At 70.2% G+C, this 20,444-nt stretch carries 2 protein-coding genes (1 of these 2 running past the window's edge); both read left to right on the forward strand.

Annotated features, from left to right (window positions below):
• Positions 1-12,268, forward strand: the 3' portion of a protein-coding gene (locus tag ACGF5O_RS24055; protein ID WP_393811923.1) for an amino acid adenylation domain-containing protein. Its footprint begins 4,082 nt before the window's first position; the window shows 12,268 of its 16,350 coding nt (coding positions 4,083-16,350); the start codon falls outside the window, past its left edge; its stop codon occupies positions 12,266-12,268.
• On the forward strand, positions 12,265-20,444 hold an 8,180-nt coding region (locus ACGF5O_RS24060), incomplete at its 3' end, for an amino acid adenylation domain-containing protein (protein ID WP_393811924.1). The genes ACGF5O_RS24055 and ACGF5O_RS24060, both read left to right, overlap by 4 nt.

Genomic DNA, 20,444 nt, shown 5'->3' on the forward strand with positions numbered 1-20,444 from the left:
CTGCTTCCTGAACACTCTTGTCATCCGTACCGATCTCAGTGGCGAGCCCACGTTCAGGGAAGTGCTGGCTCGGGTGCGGGAGCGCAGCCTCGAAGCGCTGGCCCATCAGGACGTGCCGTTCGAGCGGCTGGTGGAGGAGCTGGCGCCGGCACGTTCCATGGCCCGGCACCCCCTCTTCCAGGTGGTGTTGACCAAGCAGAACACCGTCGAGGCAGTCCTCGACATGGATGGTGTCCACGTCGAACCCGTGTCGGCGACCCGACGCTGGGCGAAGTTCGATCTGGACGTGATGGTCGCGGAGACCCACGACGACCAGGGACGCCCTGCGGGGCTGCGCGGCGCGATGACGGTCGCTGCCGACCTCTTCGAACCGGCGTCACTCGAGGCGATCAACACCCGTTGGACGCGGCTGCTGGAGCAGGTCGCGGCGGCTCCGGACGGGGCCGTGCATGCGGTGGGGTTGTTGTCCGATGTGGAGTTGCGGCGGGTGGTGGGGGAGTGGAACGACACGGGTGGTGTGGTGTCGGGTGGTTCGGTGTTGGGGTGGTTTGAGGGGTGGGTGGGGCGGTCGCCGGGTGGGGTGGCGGTGGTTGCTGGTGGTGTGGGGGTGTCGTTTGGTGAGTTGGATGCGCGGGCGAATCGGCTGGCTCGTTTTCTTGTGGCGCAGGGTGTGGGTGCGGAGTCGGTGGTGGCGTTGGCTCTGGATCGTGGTGTGGAGATGGTTGCGGCGGTGTTGGGGGTGTGGAAGGCGGGGGCGGCGTATGTGCCGGTGGATGTGGGTCTGCCGGTGGAGCGTATTGCGTTCATGCTGGCGGACAGCCGGGCGGTGCTGTTGTTGGGTTCGGAGGATGTGGTTGGGGATCTGCCTGCTGGTCGGGTGCGGGTGGTGGCGCTCGACGACCCGTCGACGGTCAAGCAGCTCGATGCCCTGGAGCCCACTGCACCGCAGGCGCCAGTCCTGGCGGAGCAGGCTGCGTATGTGATGTACACGTCGGGTTCGACGGGTCGGCCGAAGGGTGTCGTGGTTACCCACGGTGGGCTGGCGAATTACGTGGGGTCGGTGCCGGGTCGGCTGGGCTGGGGGGCGCCGGGGGAGCGGTATGGGTTGTTGCAGGCGCAGGTGACGGATCTGGGCAACACGGTGGTGTTCACCAGTCTGTCGACCGGTGGTGAGTTGCACATTCTCGATGCGGAGTCGGTGGTGGACGCGGATGCCGTTGCCCGCTATCTGCGTGACCACCGGATCGATCACGTCAAGGCGGTGCCGTCGCATCTGGCTGCGTTGTCGTCGGTGGCGGGTGTCGGCTCGGTGTTGCCGCGGAAGTCGTTGGTGCTGGGTGGTGAGGCGGCTTCGCCGGAGTGGGTGGGGGAGCTCGTGGACGCCGGTGCCGGTGGGTGTGCGGTGTTCAACCACTACGGGCCAACCGAGACCACGATTGGTGTCCTGACCACGGCTCTGGACGAGGAGACCGTTGCTGGTGGTGTGGTGCCGGTCGGTACTCCGGTGGCCAACACGCGGGCGTTCGTACTCGACGAGTGGCTGGCGCCGGTGCCGGCTGGGGTGACCGGCGAACTCTATGTGTCCGGTGCCCAGGTGGCGCGCGGATACGTGGGTAATGCGCCGTTGTCCGCCGAGCGTTTCGTGGCGTGCCCGTTCGGGGCCGGAGAACGGATGTATCGCACCGGGGACCGCGCGCGTTGGACGACCGGGGGTCGGTTGGTCTTCGGCGGACGTGCGGACGACCAGGTGAAGATCCGTGGCTTCCGTGTCGAGCCGGGTGAGATCCAGGCTGTTCTCGTCGCTCATCCGGAGGTCGCGCAGGCCGTTGTCGTTCCCCGTTCGGATGCCGGCGAGGATGTGCGCCTGGTCGCCTATGTCGTCCCGGATGATCCGGAGGGCGAGGTCGATGGCGACCGGTTGAGGGAGTTCGTCGCGGGGCGGTTGCCTGAGTACATGGTGCCGAGTGCGGTCGTACTCCTGGACGCGCTGCCCCTGACGTCCAACGGCAAGCTGGATCGCAAGGCTCTACCCGCTCCGGAGTACGTCTCCGGTGCAGGCCGCAGTCGGCCACCGGCGAACGCTCGGGAAGAGGCGTTGTGTGCTGCGTTCGCGCAGGTGCTGGGGCTGGAGTCGGTCGGGGTCGAGGACGACTTCTTCGCCCTGGGCGGGCACTCCCTGCTCGCCGTCCGGCTGATCTCCCGCATCCGTGCACTCCTGGGTGTCGAGGTGGAGATCCGGGCGCTGTTCCAGACCCCGACCCCCGCCGGACTCGCGGTATATCTCGCAGCGGAGGAGAGCGGTCCCGCCAGGCCCGCGCTGACGGCGGTCGTCGAGCGGCCGGAGCTGGTCCCGCTGTCGTTCGCCCAGCGCAGGCTGTGGTTCCTGGCGCAGTTGGAGGGCCCGAGCCCGACCTACCACATCCCGATGGTGCTGCGGCTGGCCGGTGACACGGACCGCGCGGGGCTGGCGGCGGCTCTGCGGGACGTCGTCGGGCGGCACGAGGTGCTGCGTACGACGTTCCCGGCGGTGGACGGCGAGCCGTACCAGCGCATCGTTCCCGTCGAGGAGCTGGTGTCCGCCTGGGAGCTGGAGGTCGTGGACCTCAGCGGAGTCACGGACGACGGGCTGACGGCTGAGATCGAGGAACGGGTACGGCATCCGTTCGATCTGGACGTCGAACTCCCCTTCCGTGGCTGGCTGCTGGATCTGGGTACCGGCCGCGAGTGCGTGTTGGTGCTCGTGGCGCATCACATCGCCAGTGACGGCTGGTCGAAGGGCCCGTTGGCGCGTGATGTGTCGCTGGCCTACACGGCTCGCTGTGCGGGGCGGGAGCCCGAGTGGGCGGAGTTGACCGTGCAGTACGCGGACTACGCCTTGTGGCAGCGGGAGTTGTTGGGGGAGGAAGGTGACTCGAAGAGCCTGATCAGTCGACAGGTCGCCTACTGGCGTGCGGCTTTGGCGGATGTGCCGGAGGAGCTCGAACTTCCCGTCGACCGGTCGCGGCCTGCCGTGGTCTCGCATCGCGGGCACGCCAGTGAGTTCGCGGTGTCGGCCGATGTGCACGCGCGGCTGGTGGAGGTGGCGCGGGCCGAGGGTGTGACGGTGTTCATGGTGTTGCAGGCTGCGCTGGCGGTGTTGCTGTCGCGGCTCGGTGCCGGTACCGACATTCCGATCGGGTCGGCGGTTGCGGGCCGTACGGACGAGGGGCTTGACGATCTCGTCGGGTTCTTCGTGAACACCCTGGTCATCCGCACCGATCTCTCCGGTGACCCGACGTTCCGGGACGTGCTGGCGCGGGTGCGTGAGCGGAGTCTTGAGGCGTTGGCGCATCAGGACGTGCCGTTCGAGCGGCTGGTGGAGGAGTTGGCGCCGGTCCGGTCGCTGGCGCGGCATCCGCTGTTCCAGGTGATGCTGACTCTCCAGAACCTCGACGAACAGCACCCGGCCGACCTTCCCGACGTCCGGCTCCCCGTCGTCGGGGGGATCTCCGGGGCGGGCGGTGCTCTGACCGCCGTGTCCAAGTTCGACCTGGACGTCGTCGCCCGCGAACTGCAGGCGCCCGACGGCAGCCCGGGCGGGCTGCGCGGCTCACTCAGCGGTGCCGCGGACCTCTTCGACGCCGAGTCGGTGGCCGCGCTCGCCGAGCGGTGGGCGTGGGTACTCGACCAGGTGGCCGTGGCTCCCGAACGACGCCTGCACGACGTACAGGTGCTCTCCGACGCGGAGCGGCGCCAGGCGGTGGCCGAGTGGAGCGGGGTCGAGGACGAAACCTCATCTCACCTCCCGCTCTCCGTGGTCGAGTTGTTCGAGGCACAGGCGGCCCGTACGCCGGAGGCGCCCGCGCTGCTCGGTGACGGGGTCGACGTGTCGTACGCCGAACTGGACGCACGGGCGAATCGGCTGGCGCGCCATCTGCTCGGCCGCGGTGTGGGGGCCGAGTCCGTGGTGGCGGTGGTCCTGGACCGGGGCGCCGACCTGATCGCGACCCTGCTGGGTGTGCTGAAGGCGGGAGCGGCGTATCTGCCGGTCGATTCGAGTCAGCCGGCCGAGCGGCTCGCCTTCATGCTCGCCGACAGCGGTGCTCGGCATGTCGTGACGTCCCGGGCCCGCGCCGGTCTGCTGGACGGAGCGGTGGCGGCGGAGGCGATGGTACGCGTGGTGGTGGACGACCCGGAGGTGGTGAGCGGGATCACCGGGCGGGACGCGGCACCGTTGACCGACGCCGAGCGCGGCGGGGCCGTGCTGCCGCAGCGGGCCGCGTACGTGATCTACACCTCTGGTTCCACGGGGCGGCCCAAGGGCGTCGTCCTCTCCCACGCGGGCGCCGTGAACCTCGCCCGGGCCCAGGCACGCCGACTCGGCGTCCAACAGGGCAGCCGGGTACTGCAGTTCGCCAGCGTCGGCTTCGACGCGGCCACCTCCGAGCTGCTGATGGCGCTGACCGCGGGCGCGGCCCTCGTCGTCGCGGCGGCCGACGAACTGGCGCCCGGCGCGGGGCTCGTGGACGTCGTCGCCCGGTGGCGGGTCAGCCACGCGACGCTGCCGCCCGCCGTGCTGGCGATCGAGCGGACGACGGACTACGCCTCCCTGCGTACGGTCGTGTCGGCCGGGTCGGCGCTGGACGCACAGGTCGCCGAGCGCTGGGCCCACGACCGTGAACTGGTCAACGCCTACGGGCCGACCGAGACCACCGTCTGCGCCACCATGTCCGAGCCGTTGGCCGTGGCGGACGCGGCAGCCGGTGCGGCCCTCGACATCGGCACACCGATCGCCAACACCCGGCTGTTCGTGCTCGACGAGTGGCTGCAGCCCGTTCCGCCCGGCACGACAGGCGAGTTGTACGTCGCGGGTGTGCAAGTCGCCCGCGGGTATGCGGGGAACGGCCCGCTGACCGCCGAGCGGTTCACCGCCTGCCCGTACCCGCTGAACGGCTCCGGTGAGCGCATGTACCGCACCGGTGACCGGGTCCGCCGGACCTCCGACGGCCGACTGGTGTTCGCCGGCCGGGCGGACGACCAGGTGAAGATCCGCGGCTTCCGGATCGAACCCGGCGAGGTACGGGCGGTTGTCGCCGCACACCCGGAGGTCCGCCAGGCCGTCGTGGTGGCCCGGGGCGACTCCTCCGAAGAGCTGCGGCTCGTCGCGTACGTCGTACCGGTCGACGGCTCCGACACGGTACGGCGGAACCTGCCCGCGGGCGTGCGGACGCTGGTGCGGGAACGGCTGCCCGAGTACATGGTGCCCTCGGCGGTCGTGGTGCTGGACGCGCTGCCGCTGACCGTCAACGGCAAGGTGGACCGGGCCGCGCTGCCGGCCCCCGAACACGTCGCCGACGGCCTCGGCCGCGCTCCGGCCGACGTCCGCGAGGAACTGCTGTGCGCGGCGTTCGCGCAGGTGCTCGGGGTGGAGTCGGTCGGTGTCGACGACGACTTCTTCGCCCTCGGCGGGCACTCGCTGCTCGCCGTCCGGCTCGCCTCCCGTATTCGGGTGCTGCTGGGTGCCGAGGTCGGGATCCGCGCCCTGTTCGAGGCGCCGACACCGGCCGGGCTCGCGACGCGTCTGGCGGAGCGGGCGGCGGCGGGCGACGCCCGGCCGCTGCCGGCCGCGCCCCGCCGGCGGCCCGAGCGGGTGCCGCTGTCCTTCGCACAGCAGCGCCTGTGGTTCCTCGCCCAACTCGAAGGGAGCGCGGGGGCCTACAACACCCCGAGCGTGCTGCGGCTTTCGGGCGCGGTGGACCGGGCGGCACTGGATGCGGCGCTGCGAGACGTGATCGGCCGGCACGAGGTGCTGCGGACGGTGTTCCCGGCCGTGGACGGCGAGCCGTACCAACGCGTCCTCCCGCCGACCGAGGCGAGTGAGGCAGGAGAGGCAGGAGAGGCAGGCGACTGGAGCCTGGAAGTCGTGGACCTCGTCGGGGCGCACGAGGACGAGGTGTCGACGGTGGTCGCGGCGCGGGCCCGGTACGCGTTCGACCTCGCGACCGAGGTGCCGATCCGGGCATCGCTGCTGCTGACCGACGCGGACGAGTGCCTGCTCGTACTGGTGGTGCACCACATCGCGAGCGACGGCTGGTCCATGGGACCGCTGGCGCGCGACCTGTCGCTGGCCTACGCGGCGCGGTGCGAGGGGCGGGAGCCGGAGTGGCTGCCGTTGCCGGTGCAGTACGCGGACTACGCGCTGTGGCAGCGGGAGTTGCTCGGCGACACCGACGACCCAGAGAGCACGCTGTCCCGTCAGGTGACGTACTGGCGCGAGACGTTGGCCGGTGCACCCGAGGAACTGGAGCTGCCGTTCGACCGGCCGCGACCGGCCGTGGCCGGCCACCGCGCCCACAACGTCCGGGTCGACCTGGACGCCGAAACGCACGCCGGACTGGTGGAGTTGGCCAGGGCCGAGGGCGTGACGGTGTTCATGGTGCTGCAGGCCGCGTTCGCCGTGCTGCTGTCCCGGCTCGGCGCGGGTGAGGACATTCCGATCGGCTCGGCGGTGGCGGGGCGCACGGACGAGGCGCTTGACGACCTCGTCGGGTTCTTCGTGAACACGCTCGTGCTGCGGGCGGGTGTGAGCGGTGACCCGACGTTCCGGGATGTGCTGGCGCGGGTGCGCGAGCGCAGCCTGGAGGCGCTGGCCCACCAGGACGTGCCGTTCGAGCGACTGGTGGAGGAACTGGCGCCGGCCCGGTCACTGGCCCGCCATCCGCTCTTCCAGGCGATGCTCACCCTCCAGAACCTCGGCCACACGGCCTCGGACTCCGCACCTTCGTCGCGCCTGCCGGTGAAGGACGAACCCGTCGGCGCAGCGGGCGAGTTGGCCGCCGTGTCCAAGTTCGACCTGGAGGTGGTGGCCAGGGAGACCCGCGACGACCGGCGGCGGCCGGACGGACTGCGGCTGTCGGTGAGCGGCGCGGCCGACCTCTTCGACGCGCCCTCGGTGGAGGGCGTCGCACAGCGGTTGGCGCGAGTGCTGGAACAGGTGGTGGCCACCCCGGGGGAGCCGGTACGGCGGCTCGAGGTGTTGTCGGACGCGGAGCTCCGGCGGGCGACGGGAGAGCGGAACCCCATCGCCGTGAAGCCTGCCGTGAAGCCTGCCGTGGAGCCCTCGGCCGACCTGGTGGCGGACCGGTTCGAACGCTGGGCGACGCGTGCACCGCAGCGGGTCGCGGTGGTCGGCGGCGACGGCTCCGAGTTGACCTATGCCGACCTGGACGCCCGTGCGAACGGTGTGGCGCGGCGGCTGAGGGCACTGGGCGCGGGCGCCGAATCGACGGTGGCCGTACTGCTCGACCGCGGCGTCGACCTGATCGTGGCCCTGCTCGCGGTGTGGAAGGCGGGGGCGGCGTTCGTACCGATCGACCCCGACTATCCGGCGGAGCGGATCGCGTTCATGCTCGCCGACAGCGCCGCCGGTTCCGTGCTCACCTCGCCCGCCTACGCCTCCCGGACCGGTGGACTGCCCGTCGTCCAGGTGGCGGACGTCGCGCCGTCGGCGGAGTCCGCCCCGCCCACCGACCAGAGGCCGGACGGACTGGCGTACATCATGTACACCTCCGGCTCGACCGGGCGTCCGAAGGGTGTGGCCGTCACCCACGGCGATGTGGCGGCGCTGGTGTCGGACCGGTGCTGGGGGCTGTCGCCGGAGTCGTCGGTGCTGTTCCACGCACCGCATGTCTTCGACGTCTCGGTGTACGAGGTGTGGGCGCCACTGGTGGCCGGCGCTCGCGTGATCGTCGCTCCGGCGAGCCGGGTCGACGGGGCACTGATCCGTGCCGGTGAGGCGTCCCATGTGCATGTGACGGCCGGCCTGTTCCGGGTGCTGGCGGGCGAGGACCCGGAGTGCTTCACCGGGACGACGGAGGTGCTCACCGGCGGTGACGTGGTGCCGGCGACGGCGGTGGACCAGGTGCTGCGGGCCTGCCCGGGGACACGGGTGAGGCATCTCTACGGGCCGACGGAGGTGACGCTGTGTGCCACCCAGACACCGGTGTCGGCACCGGTGGGCCCGGTGCTGCCGATCGGCCGACCGCTGGACGGAGTACGCACCCTGGTGCTCGACGGGTGGCTCAACCCGGTACCCGAGGGTGTGATCGGTGACCTGTATGTCGCCGGAGCCGGTGTGGCACGCGGATACGTGGACCGGCCGGGTCTGACCGCCGACCGGTTTGTGGCCTGCCCGTGGGAAGGCGGCAAGCGGATGTACCGCACCGGCGACCGGGCCCGGTGGAACACGGACGGGCAGTTGGTCTTCGCGGGCCGCGCCGACGACCAGGTGAAGATCCGCGGGTTCCGCGTCGAGCCCGGCGAGGTGGAAGCGACCCTGCTGACCCACCCGGAGGTGGAGCAGACGGCAGTGGTGGCACGGGAGGAGGCGCCGGGGGACACACACCTGGTCGCCTACGTCGTCCCCGTCCCCGTCCCCGATGGCGATGGCGATGGCGATGGCGATGGCGATGGCGATGGCGATGGCGCTGCCGATGGCGCGAGGCTGGTGGAGTTTCTTGCCGCACGGCTGCCGGAGTACATGGTCCCGTCCGCGGTGATCGTGCTGGACGCGCTGCCGCTGACGTCCAACGGCAAGCTGGACCGCAGGGCGCTGCCGGCACCGCAGTTCACCACCGACACCCCCTCCCGGGCACCCGCGAACGCCCGCGAGGAACTGCTGTGCCAGGTCTTCGCCGAGGTCCTGGGCGTGGACTCGGTCGGTGTGGACGACGGCTTCTTCGCCCTGGGCGGGCATTCGCTGCTCGCGGTGCGTCTCGTGGAACGGCTTCGGGTACGCGGGCTCGTCGTATCGGTGGGCGCGCTGTTCGAGACACCGACTCCGGCCGGTCTCGCCGAGGTTGTCGGCGACGCCGATCCGGTCAGCACCGAGGTATCGACTGGTGGTGTTCCGGTGGGGGTGTCGGTGGTGACGCCGGAGATGGTGCCGTTGGCGGGGTTGTCGGGGGTGGAGATCGACCGGGTGGTGTCGTCTGTTGCGGGTGGTGTGGGGAATGTCGCGGACATCTATCCGCTGGCGCCTTTGCAGGAGGGTCTGTTGTTCCATCACCTGTTGGCGGAGGGCGGTGTGGATGCGTATGTGACGGTGGTGGTGCTGGAGTTCGACAGTGTGGCGCGGTGGGAGTCGTTTGCGGGGGCGTTGCAGCGGGTGGTGGATCGGCATGATGTGTATCGCACGGGTGTGGTGTGGGAGGGCGTTGCGGAGCCGGTGCAGGTGGTGTGGCGTCGTGCGGAGTTGCGGGTCCACTCCATAGACCTGGACGCGGAGGATTCGGCGGATCCGGTGGCGGCGCTGGTGGGTGTGGTGGGCAGGTCGATGGATCTGTCCCGGGCGCCGTTGATGGACGTCCACACGACGCGTACGGCTGACGGCCGGCAGTTGGCGTTGTTGCGGATGCATCACCTGGTTCAGGACCACACGGGGATGGCGTTGCTGTTGCAGGAGGTGCGTGCCTTCATGCGGGGCGAGGAGGCGCGGTTGCCGGTGCCGGTGCCCTTCCGGGAGTACGTCGCCCAGGCCCGTGCCGGGGTTTCCGGCGCTGAACACGAGGAGTTCTTCGCGGAGTTGTTGGGTGATGTGTCGGAGTCGACGGCGCCGTTCGGGTTGTTGGATGTGCGGGGGGACGGAGTGGAGGCCGTTCGGGCGCATTGTCGCGTTGCTGATGTGGTGGGTCAGCGGGTGCGGCGGGTGGCCCGGGGGTTGGGGGTGAGTGCGGCGACGGTGTGGCATGTGGCGTGGGCGCGGGTGTTGGCGGCGGTGTCGGGTCGCGATGATGTGGTGTTCGGGACGGTGTTGTTGGGGCGGATGGGGGGTGGCGCGGGGGTTGATCGGGCGTTGGGGTTGTTCATGAATACGTTGCCTGCACGGGTGCGGACGCGGGGTGTGGGGGTGCGGGCGGCGGTTGTCGGGATGCGGGTGCAGTTGGCGGGGTTGGTGGCGCATGAGCATGCGCCGTTGGCGGTGGCGCAGCGGGCCAGTGGCGTCACGGGTGATGCTCCGTTGTTCACGTCCCTCTTCAACTACCGCCACAACGACCGCGCCCAGGACATCGACGACTACGCGGACGACAGCCTCGGGATCCGGGCGGTCTCCACCGAGCAGCACGACAACTTCCCGCTCAGCGTCTCCGTCAGCGACCTGGGCGACCGAGGCTTCGCCCTGAGCGTCGGCGCGACGGCACCGGCGGACGCCGAACTGGTCGCGGCCCTGGTGCACACCGCGATCGACAACGTCTCCGCCGCCCTGACGATCACCCTGGCGGGAGGCCCGGACCCCGAACTCGCCTCCGTGGAGGTCATGGACACCGCTCAGCGCGAGCAGGTGATCGACCGATGGAACGACACCGCGGCCGAGCTCATCGACGCATCGGTGCTGGACCTGTTCGAGGCGCAGGCGCGGCGGACCCCGGACGCGGTGGCCGTGGTCGCCGACGGCGCCGAGATCTCGTACGCCGAACTGGACGCCCGCGCCAACCGCCTGGCCCGCCACCTCGCCGGCCAGGGCGTGGGGCCCGAGTCCGTGGTCGCCATCCTCACCGACCGCGGCCTGGACGTGACGGCCGCGCTGCTCGCGGCGTGGAAGGCCGGGGCCGCGTATCTGCCACTCGACCCGAAGCAGCCGGCCGAGCGAATCGGACACCTGCTCGCCGACAGCGGGGCGCACTCCGTCCTGGCCACCCGCTCCGTGTCCCACGCCCTCCCCGGATCCGGCCCCGGAAGCGCGGTGCCGGTAATCGTGATGGACGACCCGGCGACCGCCGCCCACCTGGCCGACCTGCCAGGCACCCCGCCGAGGCCGGAGGACGGCGGCATCAGGGCGCTGCCCGGCCATCCCGCGTATGTGATGTACACGTCGGGTTCGACGGGTCGGCCGAAGGGCGTCGTGGTCACGCACGGGGGCCTGGCGAACTATGTGGCGTCGGTGCCGGGTCGGCTGGGTTGGGGCGGGCCGGGGGAGCGGTACGGGTTGTTGCAGGCGCAGGTGACGGACCTGGGCAACACGGTGGTGTTCACCAGCCTGACGACCGGCGGCGAACTGCACATTCTCGATGCAGGGACCGTGGTGGACGCGGATGCCGTCGCCCGCTATCTGCGTGACCACCGGATCGATCATGTCAAGGCGGTGCCGTCGCATCTGGCTGCGCTGTCGGCTGAGACCGGTGTCGCGTCGGTGTTGCCGCGGAAGTCCCTGGTACTGGGTGGTGAGGCGGCTTCGCCGGAGTGGGTGCGGGAGGTCGTGGACGCCGGTGCCGGTGCCGGTGCCGGTGGCGGTGGCGGTACCGGTGGGTGTGCGGTGTTCAACCACTACGGGCCGACCGAGACCACCATCGGCGTCCTGACCATGGCTCTGGACGAGGAGACCGTCGCCGGCGGTGTCGTGCCGGTCGGCACGCCCGTCGCGAACACGCGTGTGTTCGTGCTGGATCAGTGGTTGCGGCCGGTGGCTCCTGGCGTGACGGGTGAGCTGTATGTCGCCGGCGCCCAGGTGGCGCGCGGATACGTCGGCAATGCGCCGCTGTCCGCCGAGCGTTTCGTCGCGTGCCCGTTCGGGGCCGGAGAACGGATGTACCGCACCGGCGACCGTGTCCGTTGGACCACCGAGGGCCGGCTGGTCTTCGCCGGACGGGCGGACGACCAGGTCAAGATCCGCGGTTTCCGGATCGAACCCGGTGAGATCCAGGCCTCGGTCGCCGCTCACCCGGAAGTTCGCCAGGCCGTGGTGATGGCGCGGGATGACGGCCCGGGGGAGACCCGGCTCGTCGCGTACGTCGTGCCGGCCGCGCCATCGGCCGACGGCGCGGAAGCCAGCGGTTCTGCCGAGGAACTCGCGGCATCCATAAGGCGGTTCGCCCGATCCCGGCTACCGGAGCACATGGTCCCGTCGGCCGTCGTCGTCCTGGACGCGCTGCCGCTGACCGGCGCCGGCAAGTTGGACCGCCGAGCACTGCCGGCGCCGGAACGCGTGACGGGCGACGCGGTCAGCCGCGCTCCGGCCGACGCCCGCGAAGAGGCGCTGTGCGCCGCCTTCGCCCAGGTGCTCGGAGTGGAGTCGGTCGGCGCCGAGGACGACTTCTTCGCCCTGGGTGGCCACTCGCTCCTGGCCATCCGGCTCATCTCGCGGATCAGGACGGCCCTCGGCGCCGAGGTCGACATCCGCATGCTCTTCCAGCACCCCACGCCGGCCGCCCTGGCGGTCGGCCTCCGAAACCCGAGGCGGCCCAAGCCGGAACGTCCGGCACTGCGGCCGATGCGTAGGGAGGCACGTTCATGATCCCCCTGTCCTTCGCGCAGCGGCGGCTCTGGTTCCTGGCCCAGCTGGAGGGCCCGAGCCCGACGTACAACGTCCCGATGGTGCTACGGCTGGCCGGCGACGCCGACCGGGCGGCACTTGCCGCGGCGTTGCGGGACGTCATGGACCGGCACGAGGTGCTGCGCACGACGTTCCCCGCCACGGACGGCGAGCCCTACCAGCACATCCGGTCGCTCGTCGAGCTGGACTGGGAGCTGGAGGTCGTGGACCTCGCGGCGGCCTCGCAGGCCGAGGTGGCCGACGCGGTGACGGAACGCACGTGCCATGCCTTCGACTTGGCGCACGAGGTACCGATCCGGGCCTCGCTGCTGCTCACCGGTCAGAACGCGCAGACCGACCGGGCCGGGGACTGCGTCCTGGTGCTGGTGGTGCACCACATCGCCAGTGACGGCTGGTCGAAGCGCCCGTTGGCCCGTGACCTGTCGCTCGCCTATGCGGCGCGGTGCGAGGGGCGGGCGCCGGAGTGGGTGCCGTTGCCTGTGCAGTACGCGGACTACGCCCTGTGGCAGCGGGAGTTGCTCGGCGACGAGGCCGACCCCGACAGCCTGATGAACCGTCAGGTCGAGTACTGGCGTGAGGCGCTGGCCGGCATTCCGGAGGAGCTGGAGCTGCCGTTCGACCACCCGCGCCCCGCTGTCGCCTCGCACCGCGGCCGGTCGAGTGCCTTCAACCTGTCGGCCGATGTGCACGCGCGGCTGGTGGAGGTGGCGAGGGCTGAGGGTGTGACGGTGTTCATGGTGTTGCAGGCCGCGCTCGCGGTGCTGCTGTCCCGTCTGGGCGCGGGTACCGACATCCCGATCGGGTCGTCGGTCGCGGGCCGCACGGACGAGGGCCTGGACGACCTCGTCGGCTTCTTCGTCAACACGCTCGTGCTGCGGACGGACCTGAGCGGCGATCCCACGTTCCGCGAAGTGCTGGCACGGGTGCGGGAGCGCAGCCTCGAAGCCCTGGAACATCAGGACGTGCCTTTCGAGCGGCTGGTCGAGGAACTGGCCCCGACCCGGTCCCTTGCCCGGTATCCGCTGTTCCAGGTCATGCTCAGCGTCCAGAACGTCGAGCAGGCCACCATCAACCTGCCCCGGGCGGCCCGGACACAGCGAACCGACGCGCGACCCGGCCACCCCACACCATCCGACGCGGTCGGGTCGCCCACGGCCGCGGCGAAGTTCGACGTGGAACTGCTCGTCCGTGAACTTCGCGACGAGCTTGGCCGCCCGGCCGGCATCCGTGGCGCGGTCAACGCCGCCTCCGACCTCTTCGACCAGCCAACGGTGGACTCCCTGGCGGCACGCTGGACCCGCACGGTCGAACAGCTCGCGGCGGCTCCGGACGGGGCCGTGCATGCGGTGGGGTTGTTGTCCGATGTGGAGTTGCGGCGGGTGGTGGGGGAGTGGAACGACACGGGTGGTGTGGTGTCGGGTGGTTCGGTGTTGGGGTGGTTTGAGGGGTGGGTGGGGCGGTCGCCGGGTGGGGTGGCGGTGGTTGCTGGTGGTGTGGGGGTGTCGTTTGGTGAGTTGGATGCGCGGGCGAATCGGCTGGCTCGTTTTCTTGTGGCGCAGGGTGTGGGTGCGGAGTCGGTGGTGGCGTTGGCTCTGGATCGTGGTGTGGAGATGGTTGCGGCGGTGTTGGGGGTGTGGAAGGCGGGGGCGGCGTATGTGCCGGTGGATGTGGGTCTGCCGGTGGAGCGTATTGCGTTCATGCTGGCGGACAGTCGTGCGGTGTTGTTGTTGGGTTCGGAGGATGTGGTTGGGGATCTGCCTGCTGGTCGGGTGCGGGTGGTGGCGCTCGACGACCCGTCGACGGTCAAGCAGCTCGATGCCCTGGAGCCCACTGCACCGCAGGCGCCAGTCCTGGCGGAGCAGGCTGCGTATGTGATGTACACGTCGGGTTCGACGGGTCGGCCGAAGGGTGTCGTGGTTACCCACGGTGGGCTGGCGAATTACGTGGGGTCGGTGCCGGGTCGGCTGGGCTGGGGGGCGCCGGGGGAGCGGTATGGGTTGTTGCAGGCGCAGGTGACGGATCTGGGCAACACGGTGGTGTTCACCAGTCTGTCGACCGGTGGTGAGTTGCACATTCTCGATGCGGAGTCGGTGGTGGACGCGGATGCCGTTGCCCGCTATCTGCGTGACCACCGGATCGATCACGTCAAGGCGGTGCCGTCGCATCTGGCTGCGTTGTCGTCGGTGGCGGGTGTGGGGTCGGTGTTGCCGCGGAAGTCGTTGGTGCTGGGTGGTGAGGCGGCTTCGCCGGAGTGGGTGGGGGAGGTCCTGGACGCCGGTACCGGTGGGTGTGCGGTGTTCAACCACTACGGGCCGACCGAGACCACCATCGGCGTCCTGACCACCGCCCTGGATCGGCGTTCCGTGTCCGGGCACGGAGTGCCGGTCGGTACCCCCGTCGCCAACACTCGGGTGTTCGTGCTGGACGAGTGGATGAGGCCGGTTCCCACAGGCGTGACAGGTGAGTTGTATGTCGCGGGTGCTCAACTGGCGCGTGGCTACACGGGGAACGGTCCCCTGACCTCGGAGCGGTTCGTGGCCTGCCCGTATCCACTGAACGGCTCGGGCGAGCGGATGTACCGCACCGGGGACCGGGTCCGGTGGAACACGGACGGGAAGCTGGTGTTCACCGGGCGGGCAGACCAGCAGGTGAAAGTCCGTGGGTTCCGGGTCGAACCGGGTGAGATAGAGACCGTCCTTGCTTCGCACCCTGAGGTCGGGCGGGCCGTGGTCGTGGCTCGTGAGGACGTTCCGGGTGACACGCGCCTGGTGGCCTACGTGGTGCCGGCCGATGCGGAGGACGAAGTCGACGGCGGGCGGCTGAAGGAGTTTGCCGCCGGCCGGCTACCCGAGTACATGGTGCCGAGTGCGGTCGTATTCCTGGACGCGCTGCCTCTGACGTCGAACGGCAAGCTGGACCGCAAGGCGCTGCCCGCTCCCGAGTACGCCGCTTCGGGTGGGGTCAGTCGTCCACCCGCGGATGCCCGGGAAGAGGCGTTGTGTGCTGCGTTCGCGCAGGTGCTGGGGCTGGAGTCGGTCGGGGTCGAGGACGACTTCTTCGCGCTGGGCGGGCACTCCCTGCTCGCCGTTCGGCTGATCTCCCGCATCCGCGCTCTCCTGGGTGTCGAGGTGGAGATCCGGGTGCTGTTCCAGACCCCAACCCCCGCCGGACTCGCCGCGTACCTGGCGGAACAGGACGGTGGTCCCGCCAGGCCTCGGCTGACGGTGGGTGAGCGGCCCGAGCGGGTGCCGTTGTCGTACGCGCAACGACGGCTGTGGTTCCTGGCCCAGCTGGAGGGTCCGAGCCCGACGTACAACATCCCGATGGTTCTGCCACTGGCGCGGGATGTGGACCGGGAGGCGCTCAGCGCAGCGCTACGTGATGTCATCGGGCGGCACGAGGTGCTGCGTACGACGTTCCCGGCGGTGGACGGCGAGCCGTACCAACGCATAGTCCCCGTAGCGGAGATGGCGTGGGACGTCGAAGCCGTTGATCTCGCGACGGCTTCGGCGGACGAAGTGGCGGCGGCCGTGGCGGAACGGGGGCAGTACGCCTTCGACCTGGCGCGTGAGCTGCCGATTCGCGGCTGGCGGCTGGATATCGGTACCGAGGCCTGCGTCCTGGTGCTCGTGATCCACCACATAGCCACCGACGGCTGGTCCAAGGGGCCACTCGGCCGCGACCTGGCGCTGGCCTACGCGGCACGGTGTGAGGGGCGAGTGCCGGAGTGGGCGCCGTTGCCGGTGCAGTACGCGGACTACGCGCTGTGGCAACGGGAGTTGCTCGGTGACGAAGACGATCCCGACAGCATGATCTCCCGTCAGGTCGCCTACTGGCGTGAGGCCTTGGCTGGCATTCCGGAGGAGCTGGAGTTGCCCGCCGATCGGCCGCGACCCGCCACTGCCGGTCATCGTGCGCACACCGTGTCCTTTGAGGTCCCGGCCGACGTGCATGCGCGGTTGGTGGAGGTGGCGCGGGCCGAGGGCGTGACGGTGTTCATGGTGTTGCAGGCCGCCCTCGCGGTACTGCTGTCGCGGATGGGAGCCGGGGAAGACGTTCCGATCGGGACGGCGGTGGCGGGCCGCACGGACGACGGCCTGGACGACCTCGTCGGATGCCTGGTCAACACGCTGGTGGTGCGGACGGACCTGAGCGGCGATCCGACGTTCCGTGATGTGCTGGCGCGGGTGCGTGAGCGGAGTCTCGGGGCGTTGGCGCATCAGGACGTGCCGTTCGAGCGGCTGGTGGAGGAGTTGGCGCCGCTGCGGTCGCTGGCGCGGCATCCGCTGTTCCAGGTCATGCTCACCCTTCAGACCCTGGAGAACGCGGACGTGGCGCTGCCGCGCGCACAGGCGCCGGTGGCCGGCCTCTCCGAGTCCGCGACGGCCGTTTCGAAGTTCGACCTCGACCTGGCGGCCGTCGAGTTGCACGACGAGCACGGTGACCCGGCCGGCCTGCGCGCGGCCCTGCGGGCGGCGACGGATCTGTTCGACGCGCGGTCGGCTGCGGTGCTGGTCGAGCGTTGGGTGCGGGTGCTGGAGCAGGTGGTGGCTGCGCCGGAGGTGCGGCTGCATGCGGTGGAGGTGCTGGCGGAATCGGAACGGCGGCAGGTTGTCGCGGGCTGGAACGACACCTCGGCTGCGGTGGCCGACGAGTCGGTGCTGGAGTTGTTCGAGGGGTGGGTGCGGCGGTCGCCGGGTGCGGTGGCGGTGGTGTGCGGGGACACCGAGGCCTCGTATGGCGAGTTGAACGCGCGGGCGGATCGGCTGGCCTGGCATCTGAGGGGGTTGGGGGTTGGGCCGGAGTCTGTGGTGGGGTTGTGTCTGCCGCGTGGGGTGGACATGGTCGCTGCGCTGTTGGGGGTGTGGAAGGCGGGGGCGGCGTATGTGCCGGTGGATCCGGAGTATCCGGCGGAGCGGGTGGCCTATCTGCTGGCGGACAGTGGGGCGGCCTGTGTACTGGCGGAGCGTGACACGGCTGGTTCGCTCCTCGCGGAGATGCCGGATGTCCGGGTGGTGTGGCTGGAGGACGTGGAGGCGGCTGCGGATGGTGAGGGACCGGGCTGCTCTTCGTTGGTGGGTGTCCGGCATGTGGATGGGCTTGCGTATGTGATCTATACGTCTGGTTCGACGGGGCGTGCGAAGGGTGTGGGGGTTGGGCATGGTGCGGTGCGTAATCTGGCGGGGGTTTTTGGGCCGTTGATGGGTGTGGGTCCTGGTGTGGGTGTGTTGCAGTTTGCGTCGTTCAGTTTTGATGCGTCGGTGTTGGATGTGGTGGTGGCGTTGTCGTCGGGTGGCACGTTGGTGGTGGCGAGTGGGGAGGAGCGGGCGGAGCCGGTCCGGTTGCGTGAGCGGGCCGGGTTGGATGTGGCGAGTGTGGTGCCGTCGCTTCTGGAGGTGTTGGAGCCGTCGGATCTGGGTGAGGTGCGGACGCTGTTGGTGGGGGCGTCGGCGATCAGCGTGTCCACGGCGCGGGCCTGGGCGGAGAACTTGTGTCTGGTGAATACGTATGGGCCGACGGAGTCGACGGTGATGGTGACGGCGGGTGTGGTGGATCCGGCCCACCCGGGTCCGGTGCCGATGGGCTCGCCGATCGCGAACACCCGCTTGTATGTCCTGGACCGCTGGTTGCGGCCGGTCGCGCCTGGTGTGGTGGGGGAGTTGTACGTCGCAGGCGCGCAACTGGCTCGTGGTTATGTCGGTAACGCGCCGTTGACCGGGGAGCGTTTCGTGGCGTGTCCGTTCGGGTCGGGTGAGCGGATGTATCGGACGGGGGACCGGGCCCGCTGGACTGCTGATGGGCAGTTGGTGTTTGCCGGGCGGGTGGATGACCAGGTGAAGGTTCGTGGGTTCCGGATCGAGCCGGGTGAGGTGCAGGCCGTCGTCGCCGCACACCCCGCAGTTGCTCGTGCGGCCGTTGTAGCCCGCCCGGACACCCAGGGAGAGCTCCGTTTGGTCGCCTACGTCGTACCCCACGACGAGACACTGCACATGACGGACCTGGCGGCGGACGTCGAGGAGTTCACCGCGACGCGGTTGCCCGGGTACATGGTTCCGTCGGCTGTCGTGGTGCTGGATGAGCTGCCGTTGAATGCGAACGGCAAGGTGGACCGTGCGGCGCTGCCGGCTCCCGAGTTCGCGGCGGGTGGTGCGGGGCGTGCTCCGGCGGATGTCCGTGAGGAGTTGCTGTGTGCGGCCTTCGCGCAGGTCCTCGGTGTGGAGTCCGTCGGTGTGGACGACGACTTCTTCGCTCTCGGCGGGCATTCTCTTCTCGCGGTCCGGCTGGTCTCCCGTGTTCGGGTGCTGCTCGGCCAGGAGGTGGGGGTCCGTGCCCTGTTCCAGGCGCCGACGCCCGAGGGGCTCGCAGCGCACCTCGCTGCCGAGCGGAGTGGTCCCGTACGTCCGGCGCTGGCGGCGGCCGTCGAACGCCCGGAACGTACTCCGTTGTCATACGGCCAGCAACGACTGTGGTTTCTCTCCCAGTTGGAGGGTCCGAGCCCGACCTACAACATCCCGACCGTACTGTCACTCGCGGCCGACGTGGACCGGGCGGCTCTGACGGCGGCGTTGCGGGATGTGCTCGGTCGGCACGAGGTGCTGCGGACGACGTTCCCCGAGGCGGCCGGAGAGCCCTATCAGCGCGTTGTCCCGAACGGTGAACTGGACTGGGGTCTGGAGGTAGTGGATCTGGCCGGTGCATCGGCCGACGAGGTGGCAGCGGCGATCGGGGAACGGGCGCGATATGCCTTCGATCTGACGGCCGAGTTGCCTATCCGGGGCTGGCTGTTGGAGGTCGACGAGCAGTCGTGCGTTCTCGTTCTGGTGGTGCATCACATTGCGGGTGACGGCTGGTCGATGGGGCCGTTGGCCCGTGACCTTTCGACGGCGTATGCGGCTCGGTGTGCCGGGCGGGCGCCGGAATGGAGGCCGTTGCCGGTGCAGTACGCGGACTACACGCTGTGGCAGCGGGAGTTGCTCGGCGAGGGGACAGACCCCGAGAGCCTCGTGTCGCACCAGGTGGACTACTGGCGCTCGGCGTTGGCGGGCATACCGGAGGAATTGGAGCTGCCCTTCGATCGCCCCCGCCCGGCGGTTGCCGGGCACCTGGGGCATGTGAGCGAGCGCAGGGTGAGCGCCGATGTGCACGCGCGGCTGGTGGAGGTGGCGCGGGCTGAGGGCGTGACGGTGTTCATGGTGTTGCAGGCCGCGTTGGCGGTGCTGTTGTCGCGGTTGGGTGCGGGGGAGGACATTCCGATCGGGTCGGCGGTTGCGGGGCGTACGGACGAGGGGCTTGACGATCTCGTCGGGTTCTTCGTGAACACGCTGGTCATCCGTACCGATCTCTCCGGTGACCCGACGTTCCGTGATGTGCTGGCGCGGGTGCGTGAGCGGAGTCTCGGGGCGTTGGCGCATCAGGACGTGCCGTTCGAGCGGTTGGTGGAGGAGTTGGCGCCGGTCCGGTCGCTGGCGCGGCATCCGCTGTTCCAGGTGATGTTGACTCTCCAGAACGTCGACGGCGCGACGCTCGACCTGCCTCGACCCGAATCCGCACGGTCGGCGCCGGCAGGGCCCACAACGGCTGTGTCGAAGTTCGATCTCGACGTCACCGCGGGTGAGTTGCACGACGAAGAGGGTGCTCCCGCCGGGTTGCGGTTCGTGGTGCGGGCGGCGACCGACGTGTTCGACGCGGGGTCGGCCGCGGCACTCGCCGAGCGTTGGGTACGGGTGTTGGAGCAGGTGGTGGCTGTACCGGAGGTGCGGCTGCACGCGGTGGAGGTGCTGGCGGAATCGGAACGGCGACAGGTTGTCGGGGAGTGGAACGACAACGAGGTCGAGTTCACGGACGAGTCGGTGCTGGAGCTGTTCGAGGGGTGGGTGCGGCGGTCGCCGGATGCGGTGGCGGTGGTGTGTGGAGAAACCGAGGTCTCGTATGGCGAGTTGAACGCGCGGGTGGATCGGCTTGCCCGCTATCTGAGGGGTATCGGCATTGGGCCGGAAGCGCGGGTGGGGTTGTGTCTGCCGCGTGGGGTGGAGATGGTGGCGGCGGTGTTGGGGGTGTGGAAGGCGGGTGCTGCGTATGTGCCGGTGGATCCGGAGTATCCGGCGGAGCGGGTCGCGTTCATGCTGGCGGACAGTGG

This window comes from Streptomyces sp. NPDC048291 (genome assembly GCF_043201715.1).
Taxonomy (GTDB): domain Bacteria; phylum Actinomycetota; class Actinomycetes; order Streptomycetales; family Streptomycetaceae; genus Streptomyces.